Annotated in this window: 6 protein-coding genes; 4 read left to right on the forward strand and 2 right to left on the reverse strand. The window is 39.7% G+C overall.

Annotation, left to right across the window (positions count from 1 at the left end; translation table 11 throughout):
* The coding region (locus E1176_RS11830; RefSeq protein WP_155210830.1) for a S8 family serine peptidase at positions 1 to 2766 on the reverse strand (2766 nt) is incomplete at its 3' end.
* 233 nt (positions 2767 to 2999) lie between these two features.
* On the opposite strand from E1176_RS11830, the gene E1176_RS11835 reads away from it, so the two are divergent.
* A complete protein-coding gene (locus E1176_RS11835; protein WP_246206014.1) occupies positions 3000 to 3854 on the forward strand; it encodes a M57 family metalloprotease in 855 nt (284 codons plus the stop codon).
* A 362-nt stretch (positions 3855 to 4216) separates the two neighbouring features.
* On the opposite strand, the gene E1176_RS11840 is transcribed toward E1176_RS11835, so the two are convergent.
* Positions 4217 to 5149, reverse strand: coding sequence for a coiled-coil domain-containing protein (locus E1176_RS11840; protein WP_155210831.1), 933 nt, complete (start codon positions 5147 to 5149; stop codon positions 4217 to 4219).
* 107 nt (positions 5150 to 5256) lie between these two features.
* On the opposite strand from E1176_RS11840, the gene E1176_RS11845 reads away from it, so the two are divergent.
* The 3 genes from E1176_RS11845 to E1176_RS11855 all read left to right on the forward strand — a co-directional run bounded on the left by E1176_RS11845 (position 5257) and on the right by E1176_RS11855 (position 9904).
* Positions 5257 to 5838: a methyltransferase gene (locus tag E1176_RS11845; RefSeq protein ID WP_155210832.1), complete on the forward strand. Its 582-nt coding sequence runs from the start codon at positions 5257 to 5259 to the stop codon at positions 5836 to 5838.
* Between the two features lie 218 nt (positions 5839 to 6056).
* Positions 6057 to 7247: a Pycsar system effector family protein gene (locus E1176_RS11850; RefSeq protein ID WP_155210834.1), complete on the forward strand. Its 1191-nt coding sequence runs from the start codon at positions 6057 to 6059 to the stop codon at positions 7245 to 7247.
* 8 nt (positions 7248 to 7255) lie between these two features.
* Complete coding sequence (locus E1176_RS11855; RefSeq protein ID WP_155210835.1) at positions 7256 to 9904, forward strand: BamA/TamA family outer membrane protein; 2649 nt, start codon at positions 7256 to 7258, stop codon at positions 9902 to 9904.
* Positions 9905 to 9942: the final 38 nt, after the last annotated feature.

The following is a 9942-nucleotide window of genomic DNA, read 5'->3' on the forward strand; positions in this document are numbered from 1 at the left end:
TAAGCCCTCCAACGTAATAAATTCTCTATCAGAAATGAGGGTTTGCTGCCTCACACGCTGGCCCGTGCGGTTATATAATGAGAAAGTCACTTCAGTGCCAGCTTCAAACAGCTTTGTAAAGACTCGCAGCTCTTCTCCCTGACTGACAGGGTTTGGAAAAACAAGAAAAGCTTCGTCTGTGAGGAAATAGATGAGTGACTCTTCACTTACTAATTGCTCGCCATTGCCAAATTTTACGATGGCTCTATGTCTGTTTAAGCCTTGTATCGGACTGCTGTCTTCAATTCTAATGGTGCTCGTTTCAGGCTTTACTGAGGAAACTACCTCGTAAGCATCACCTACTTTTCTTTCAATAATAACTTCATCTACACCGTAATTCGTACCGAGTTGCAGGTTAAGAAAAAGCTTCTGGTCTTCGGAGATATCCGGGAAAAATGACACGAGGTAGCACTCTACGCCTTGAAGATTGTAATCAATGGTATAGCTTTTAATCAAAGCAGAGTCTGCGTCATCTAACGGCTGCATGGTAAAATACCTTGACGAAAACTGCGAATTGTATATAACCAGCGCTGTATCAGAAGTTGTGGTAACTTCCTGCAGGTATTTATCGCCTAATGTTAAAATTTTATAACTACTGGCTCCTTCAACTGTCGGCCACTGCAAGCGTGTGGAGTCCTGGCAATTAAAACCAACACCTAGGCGCACTGGCCTAGAAATCGTGAATGACTCGGTGAGATAATCCGTACCATTTATCACCAATTTGGCTCGGGCCACACTGTTTATCTCCGGTGGCGACCATCGGTAATGACCTTTTGAAAGGTCTACATTGTCATCAATCACCGTCCAGTTACTGCCATTATCAATACTGTATAATAACTGACCTTGACTGGTCTCGAATGTACTATTCCATCTAAAATATCCATCAGTTTCACCATCGTATGGCATATTATCGCTTGAAGTAGGAAAAGTCCAGCTGAAAGTGTCTTTCATATCGTACTGGTAGGCGATATAAAAACGCTGCGGTCCTTGCGGGATGTCAAAGCCATTTAATGTTATTGTATAATCACCTGCAGTCGGGTTGGCTACAGTAATCTGCTCTACATTGTTAAGGTGGTCTTCACCTCTTGTAGCAGGTTTGTCTAATGCATTTGCATCCGGGGCGGTGTCAAGCACCCAGGGTAACCAGTTATCTCCACCCTGACTAAGCTGCATGTCGATGTCATTTACCAGCGCTAAATTACTATTCACCATGGCTGCTGGGTCGTTCCAAACGACTGTGACTTTAAGGTTTTCAGCATTAGCTGGCACACTTATGTTGTAGATAGGGGATTCACCTTGACTTATTTCGCCTGATAAAAAATTACCTTCTTTTAAATTCTGAAGTGTACGATAGGCGTCAATATTTCCATAGCCTGTGTAAAAGTCAACAGCCGGGTTATGTACGTCATCAGCACTATTAATTAGTAAAGCCTTGATGAGTGCCGACTCCGGCATAGTACCGTATTGTTCAAGATGCTGTTGTTGTAATAATACAGCAATTCCCGAAGTCATTGCGGCTGAATTTGATGAGCCAGCTGTGCTGTAGGCGACAAGTTCTGGTTTTACGCGTCCATCAAAAGCGGGTCCTTTAGATGCGAAATTAATAGGTCTACCCACTGTGTCTACAGAGCCTATTACCAGTGTATTTTTCGACATTTTAAAATTTCCTGTAAGGTTAGCATAACCCGTTACATTTTTATAGGTGCCAACAGTATCTACCTGTAGCCCTTGATTTCCTGATGATATGACATGTAATAATGTGGTGTTGTTTTCAGTGCTTTCATCAAAAGCTCTGGCCAGTGTGCCATAGAAGTTTTCTATGCTGGTGCCATAAGAATGGTTCTGTGTGGTCACATTTAGGTTGCTATAATCTGAGGGAGCATCGGGGAGCACATCGGCAAAGTCTGAAGATGTGAGTGTGGTGCCAAGCGCTACACCTCTGCCTGTTACAAAACTATTTCCGGCCCCGGCAGCAATGGTGGCCATTTCTGTGGCATGGTTGTCGATATTTTCTGAAGAGAGGGGTGAGGGGAGGTTACGGCCAATAATATCGATGTCATCAGCATCATATTTTTGTTCCTGAATAGATAAAGTGATACCTGTTCCGTTAAGTGAAGGGAAATCGTTGTGAACACGATTGACAGTATTCACATTTAAATTCATATCAATCACACGGCTCTCTGTGGTGGGCTCTTGGCTTTCAACACCTATATATGTAATGTGACTCACAGCTAATAAATTTTCCAGGAGCCATTTTTTATTGGTTGATACTGTAAAAGCACTTCTTCCCTGTTGGGTATATGATAAGTTATGGTCTGACAAAAGTTTCTCCAGGGCCGATGGTTCATCACTTACTATATGAAAACTTTGGTGTGAATCAGGATTTAGTTGCTCTGCAGTAGCGTTCATTTTCCACAGGTCATTGGCTGGCCATTTTTCGTGTAATTCTACTATTCTTTGGTTTGCATTTTGAATTGCAACAATGGCATAGTTCCGGTCGAGCTGTCTTATGATTTTTAGCCCCTCATCAACTAGATTTTGCCTGGTGTTTTTATCAGAAAATTTGAGTAAATAATAGCGTTGATTTAGCTCTGATTTTGTGGTGTAATTTTTTTCTTTTTTTATAAATTTTTTCCAGCCGTTTAAGTTTTGGGATTGTGCTTTACCAAGATTGATAAAAATCAAAGCCAAAGTAAGAACTAAAATTATATGTTGTGTTTTTCTCATTATTCAATCAAAAATTCTACTAATTAACATTTAGGTAACTTAGATTACATGAAAAATTAATTTATATAGTTCGTTTATTCTGTGTTATTCTATTAAGCGCCTCATTTACAGATTTACTTTAACGTTATGATCATCCATGTAAGTTTTAGGTCTGTTTTGGTTCTTTTTGCTAAGAAACTTCGTCTACCTTCGTCAATGTTAAAATAATCTGTAAACCTAAACCATTTTAAAAGATGAAGAAATTGAAAATTTCTGCAATGTTTTTTGCTGCGACAGCATTCGCGGCAACCACATTTACTGCTTGTACGCAGGAAGAAAATGTACAACCTAAAGAAGATAAGTTAGCGCTTACTGATGAGGTAATGAGCCAGTTTACTGAGCTTGGATTTGACGTAAGTGATATCGAGGCAGTTGAAGGAAACTCACTTGACGGTGGAGTTGAATCAGGATTTATGTTAGAGGGTGATATTTTCATCTCACAAGACAACTTTAGAAAAATGTTGGACAGCGAGTCTCATAACGGACCTATGGGAGAGCAGTACAGAACTAACAACCTTGTAAGTTCTTCTAACTACACTATTGATATCATTGGTTACACTGCTAACAATAGCAATGGTCTTGATTCTAAAACACAAACTGCTTTGCAGTGGGCTGTTAATAACTATAACAGACTTAACATCGGTCTTAACTTCAACCTTACTTTCGGTACAAACTATCAGTCTAAAGATATGGTAGTATACAGAGTAAGTGGTGGCGGAGGTGGTTCTGCTGGTTTCCCAAGTGGTGGAGCTCCTTACAAGTGGGTGAAAATCAACTCTGGTACTAGCAGCTACGACACTAACGTTGTTGAGCACGTAATTACTCACGAGATTGGTCACTCAGTAGGTCTTCGTCACACTGACTACTTCGACAGATCTTACTCTTGTGGTTCTGGTGGAAACGAAGGTGACGGTGGTGTAGGTGCAATCCACATCCCTGGTACTCCTACTGGCGTAGATCCTAACTCTATCATGCTTGCTTGCTTTAGCTCTAGCGAAGACGGTGAGTTTGGTAGCAATGATGTTACTGCATTAGAATACCTTTACTAGGCCAACTATCTAGTATATTTTGAAAGAAGCCGACCCAAAAGAGGGTTGGCTTCTTTTTTTTGTCATATCTCAAGGATGAAGGAAGCTTTTAAGACACAGTTGAGCGTGTGCATGATAAAACCTCATGAAGAAGTGGTATTGAATTGTGGTGCTGTAAACCTATCCTTTAAGCGAATACTTTGAAAAATATAAGAGAGGCTATAAATGTTCAATTGTTAGATGAGCAAGAGCTTGTAGGATTAATATTGATCTTAAGTCTAAAAAAGAAAGAGTGACCTAATTTATAAGTCACTCTTAATTGCATTAAATGTTCTGTGTTCACTAAGCTTTGAGAGCGAGTGAAATAATATACCCTCTCCGGCTTACTTCACCTCAAATTGCTGGCTTCCCATTTTGTAATCATCAGTATAGACTTCCAGCGTGTAAAGACCTTCCTCATATTCAGAGCCTTTTTCATACTCAAAAGTGAGTTGCTGTTTGGTGTTATCAAACAAGATCTCTTTGCTGGCAGTATAAAACTCTTCTTTACCATCGATCATAAAAGTGCCGGACCCTCGCGATACATCAAATATGATTTGCCCGTTGCTATCTACAATTCTTACAATGATATTTTTGCCTTCGATAGGGGCCACATCGTTTTCAGCGATGTTAAAAGTTACCTTAAGCTTTTCTGCGTGTCTGCTTTTAAACGGGCTTTCACGTTCTTTTCCTCTACGGTTCACGGCTAGAATCTGTATGTTTTCAGCTTTCAGTTGAGATGCCAAAGCTACTTTAGATGCTAGCTCGTCTTTAGAAGTATTAAGTTCGTTTAGCGAGTCAAACAGCACGTTTTTTTCCGTTTTAAGTGTAGTATTCTCTGTAAGTAAGGCAGTGTTGAGTTCTTTCAGTTTATCAATCTCCTTGTCTTTGGCTTTAAGCAATATTTCATAGCCATCAACTTTGTCTTTAAGCGCTGCGATTGTGCTTCTACTGGCTTTTTGACTTCTGGCTAGCTCACGCTCGATCTCATCTTTCGCTTCCTGGAGCTCAGTTATATCTCCTCCCAGAGAGTCTATTGCTCTAATCTTTTCAGATAGTTCTTCGCTAATGTCATTAAGACGCTGGAGCGTGGTGGCTAACTCATCTTCGGTAGATGCCAACTGATTTTCTCGTTCCACGCTTTCTTGGTGGTCAAGGTAAATTTTTACTCCCTGTACTACGATAATCACCGCAAAGATGATGAGTAGTATGGTGGTCTTTTTATTACTTTTTTTAGGTTCAGACACTTGAGGTTTCTCGGAGTTGTTCTCGGTCATAAGTTGGTTTTCTTTGTGTAGTTTGCCGTAAAATTATTCTTTATTTGAGATTTGTCAATGAAATATGCTTCATTTGTCGGTGATACTAACGTAAGGCTGGTAAGAATATGATACACGATGAAACATATTGGACTAATCGCTACGAAACCGGACAAATTCAATGGGATGCCGGAGATATCACTACTCCGTTGAAGACGTATTTTGACGGGCTTACAGATAAATCAATTAAAATACTCATACCCGGATGTGGAAACGCCTACGAGGCAATCTATTTATGGAGACAGGGTTTTAAAAATGTATACCTGGCCGATGTCTCAAAAAGGCCACTTGACAACTTTCAGCAGCAAGTACCTGATTTTCCAGAGGACCAATTGCTTCAGAAAAACTTTTTTGACCTGGAAGATCAATATGATTTAATTGTTGAACAAACCTTTTTTTGCGCACTGCATCCTAAAGAAAGGCAGGCATACGTACAAAAAGTAAAAGAATTGCTCAAACCCAATGGTCACCTGATGGGAGTATTATTTAATGAGCCTTTATTTGATAATCATCCCCCTTATGGAGGAAACAAAGAAGAATACCTGCCTCTGTTTACTCCCTACCTCAACGTTGTGAAATTTGAAACCTGTTACAATTCGATAAAGCCGAGAGCAGGTCGAGAGCTTTTTATACTGCTTCAAAATTCATGATGTAGAATTTATTCTACACACATTTTTCTTATTTTACAATAAATCGCTGTTCAATCATTGATTACTGCGTTTTTAGAGATGTGGCATGTTTTTTCTTAAATAGTCATTTGTAGTGGGCTGTCCGTATATAATAGATAGCCGTCCGGCTATGAGAATTAAAACAAAAGCTAACATACTCAAGAAATCGTTGTTGTAATACCTAATCATAACCTAACCATATGTCAAAAAACGATAACAAAATTATCACTGAGGCAAAGGAGTATGTTACAGAACTCTTCAAAGAACAACTACCTGATAACTTATTGTACCATAACCTCTCACACACCAACGAAGTAGCCGAGATTTCGCAAGAACTGGGTGAGATTAGTGAGTTGGCTGATAAAGACATGGAAGTGTTGCAGCTGGCAGCCTGGTTTCACGATACCGGTTATATTAAAAAATATAATGGGCACGAGGCTGAGAGTATTAAATATGCCAAGGAGTTTTTAGAAGGCAAAAGTTATGATAAGGAAGGGATTGATGAAGTTGAGCGACTAATAAAAAGTACTATCAGAGGGCATGAGCCAAAAGATCTGGTAGAAGAGATCCTAAATGATGCTGACATGGCTCACCTGGGTAGAAAAAGGTTTTTCAGAAAGGGCGAGCTTCTTCGTGTTGAGTTGGAAAATTACCTTGATGAGTCCTATTCTGAACTCGATTGGGAAAAAAAGCAGTATCAATTTTTAATTGACAATCAGTTTATCACTCAAGCCGCCAAAGAAGAGTATGGTAAGCGTAGAGTTAAAAACATAAAAAAACAACGTAAGAATATTGTAAAGGCTCGAAAAGTCACAACCAGAACACAAACCGGTAAAGATTTGGGGCGAGGTATCGATACACTGTATAGGGCTAACTACCGCACCCATATCAATTTAAGTGCAATAGCAGATGGTAAGGCGAATATGATGATCAGTATCAACACAATTATGATTTCGGTAATTGTGACCCTATCTGGTGCCAGTCTCTCACTTTCTAAAAGCTATATTGTTGAGAATATGCGCTTTACAGTGCCTATTCTCATCTTACTAGTGGGTGCATTGGCCTCAGTGGTATTTGCCGTAATGTCGGCCAGGCCAAAAGTGACCTCAAAAGAAATCGACTACGATAAGGTAGATAAAAACAAGATCAGCTTACTCTATTTTGGAAACTTCCTTGGTATACCGAGAAAGCAGTTTGTAAACTACCTCAATGAGCTTAAGGAGGATCAGGAAAGGCTCTATGATAGTATGTCCTTAGACATTTATAATCTTGGTGAAGTGCTGAAGGAGAAGTACCGGTTACTCACCATTTCATATAATATTTTTATGACAGGTCTCACACTTACAGTGCTGGCCTTCATTATAATTTTTATTTACACAAACGCATCATAAATAAACCCATGTTAAAAGCAAATAGCGTCATATTTCAGTGTTTCATTTTACTCATAGCGTTTTCTGCCTGCAGAGTGACGCCAAAACCCTATTCACTTAACGATGACGTAAAGCAGGATGTAGAATCAAAACAAGCCGACTCAGTGGTAGTGGTACCGGGTGAGTTATACACGGCCGGCAACTTCAAGAGATTTTTATTAGGAGACCACTACCGAGATACATGGCTTACCCCAATAAAAGTGCCGGTTTTAGACTTTGAAACTGAAAAAGGTGGCCTTGAAATTTTAGACAAAGGGGGAGGGCAACAGACTTATTCTTTAAAATTAAAGGCCAAAAATGGTAAGTTATACTCATTGCGATCTATTCAGAAAGATCCTTCACCAACATTACCATTGCCATTACAATATTCCTTTGCAGATGACATCGTGCAGGATCAGATATCTGCCTCCCATCCTTTCGGGGCCTTTATTCTACCGTCATTAGGTGATGCTGCTGGTATTTACCACACCAATCCAAAAATGGTTTATATACCAGATACACCTGTTTTGGGTAAATATCGCGAAGATTTTGGAGGTGTGCTCGCCATGATCGAGCAAGACGCGGACGAAGATTGGTCTGACTACGAAGATTTTGGCTATACAGAAAATGCAGTGAGTACAGAATCTGTCATGGAAGAGCTTAATGAGGACAACGAAAGTCGCGTTGATCAGGAAAATTTATTGAGAGCCAGGTTATTTGATATATGGATCAACGACTGGGACAGACATGACGGCCAGTTTAGATGGGCTGAGCTGGAAGGTGAAGAAGGCAAAATATATAGACCAATACCCGAAGACCGAGACAACGTATTCTTCAAGTTTGATGGATTTATCCCTTGGATTGTGAGCAGAAAATGGGCAATGCGTAAGTTTCAGACCTTTGACGATGACATTAGAGACGTAGCAGGCCTTAATCATAATGCGAGGTATCTAGATAGAAGATTTTTAACCGCACTCTCTCAAGAGCAATGGGTTGAAATAGCCAATGATCTACAAAAGAGACTCACCGATGAAGAGATAGATAAAGCATTGAGCATACTACCAACAGATATATATGCGCTTGATGGCGATTATATTGCCAGTACACTCAAAGCCAGAAGAGACAAACTGGATGAGTTTGCCAGACGCTATTACAAGGTGTTAGCCAAACAGGTAGATATTGTAGGTAGTGATAACAATGAGTATGTAGAGGTGAAATTTACCGATAAATCTACCACTGTTACTGTGCATGATGCCTCAGACGAGGGTGAGAAAAAGGATCTCAAATTATATGAAAGAGAGTTTTTTACTGATGAAACAGACGAAATAAGAATTTACACCAAAGGTGATGAAGATTATATCTATCTATCAGGTAAGGCCGATAAAGCACCTCGAATAAGAATTATTGGAGGCATGGGTGAAGATTATATTAGCGACACCTCTGAGGTGAAGGGCTGGTGTAAAAACAATATCTTCTATGACAACATCGAAGGCACGGAAGTTGAAAATAAAAAAGAAACAAAGCTCAGCCTCAGTAATAGTTTAGATGTGAATAAGTACGATTTCAAAAGCTTTAAATACAACTACTTCGGCCCAACAGTCTTTTTTGGTTACAATGTTGACGATGGCGTGTATCTGGGTGGAGGTGTTTTGATCAAGACCCATGGGTTTAGAAAAGAGCCTTATGCCAGTATGCATAAAATTGCAGTAAATGTAGCTCCTAATACTTATGCCTGGAATTTTGACTATGAGGGGGATTTTAAGGATGTAGTAGGAGACCTTGGTCTTAACATAGATGCTTCAGTAAGGGCGCCAAACTTCTTTACAAATTTCTATGGTTTTGGTAATGAAACTACATTGGATGAAACGCTGGAAGAAAATAATTTTTATCGAACCAGGTTTACTGATATCAACTTTTTCACAGGAATCACTTTTGAGGCAGGAGAAAATGCTTCTTTAAAGCTGGGACCTCATTATCAGTTTGTGAAAGTAGAGCGGGAAGAGGATAACTTCTTGGGTTCTATCACACCACCTAGCTCAGATATATATGATGATAACCACTACCTGGGCGCCAAACTTACTGCAGATGTAAAATCGGTGGAAAGCACCAGCTACCCCGAAAATGGTGTTTGGTGGAAAACCGAATTGACCTGGCAGTCGCTTTTGAATAATGATAAAAATAAAATAAGCCGCGCAAGCAGTGAGCTACGAGCTTACTACTCGATTAAGGAACCTACACTTATCACATTTGCTACACGGATAGGTGGTAGTAGCAACGCTGGAGATTTTGCTTTTTATCAGGGAAACACCATTGGTGGTAACGCAGGTTTAGGTAGACAAGGAAATGTACGAGGCTATGCGAGGGATCGTTTTACAGGAAGAAGTACAATCTATCAAAACAATGAGATAAGAGCGAGACTAGCCAGAATACCATTTTATTACATGCCTCTAGCCATAGGTATTTCTGTGCATTACGATCAAGGTAGGGTTTGGGCAGACAATGAAAGCTCTACCAAATGGCATTCCGGTTATGGTGGAGGTCTATGGTTTCATCCATTGGGTAAAATGGTATTTACAACCACCTACACAAAGTCAGATGAAGACAACCTTTTCATGCTTAATGTGGGCTTTCTATTTTAGAAAATTAAGTACATAAGAAATACAAATTCAAAAAAAAA

It is taken from the genome of Fulvivirga aurantia (genome assembly GCF_009711475.1).
Classification (GTDB): domain Bacteria; phylum Bacteroidota; class Bacteroidia; order Cytophagales; family Cyclobacteriaceae; genus Fulvivirga; species Fulvivirga aurantia.

Bases quoted from the DNA above. Each gene is read 5' to 3' on its own strand.
- E1176_RS11835 (WP_246206014.1), top strand. From the start codon at position 3,000: ATGAAGAAATTGAAAATTTCTGCAATGTTTTTTGCTGCGACAGCATTC.
- E1176_RS11840 (WP_155210831.1), bottom strand. From the start codon at position 5,149: ATGACCGAGAACAACTCCGAGAAACCTCAAGTGTCTGAACCTAAAAAA.
- E1176_RS11845 (WP_155210832.1), top strand. From the start codon at position 5,257: ATGATACACGATGAAACATATTGGACTAATCGCTACGAAACCGGACAA.
- E1176_RS11850 (WP_155210834.1), top strand. From the start codon at position 6,057: ATGTCAAAAAACGATAACAAAATTATCACTGAGGCAAAGGAGTATGTT.
- E1176_RS11855 (WP_155210835.1), top strand. From the start codon at position 7,256: ATGTTAAAAGCAAATAGCGTCATATTTCAGTGTTTCATTTTACTCATA.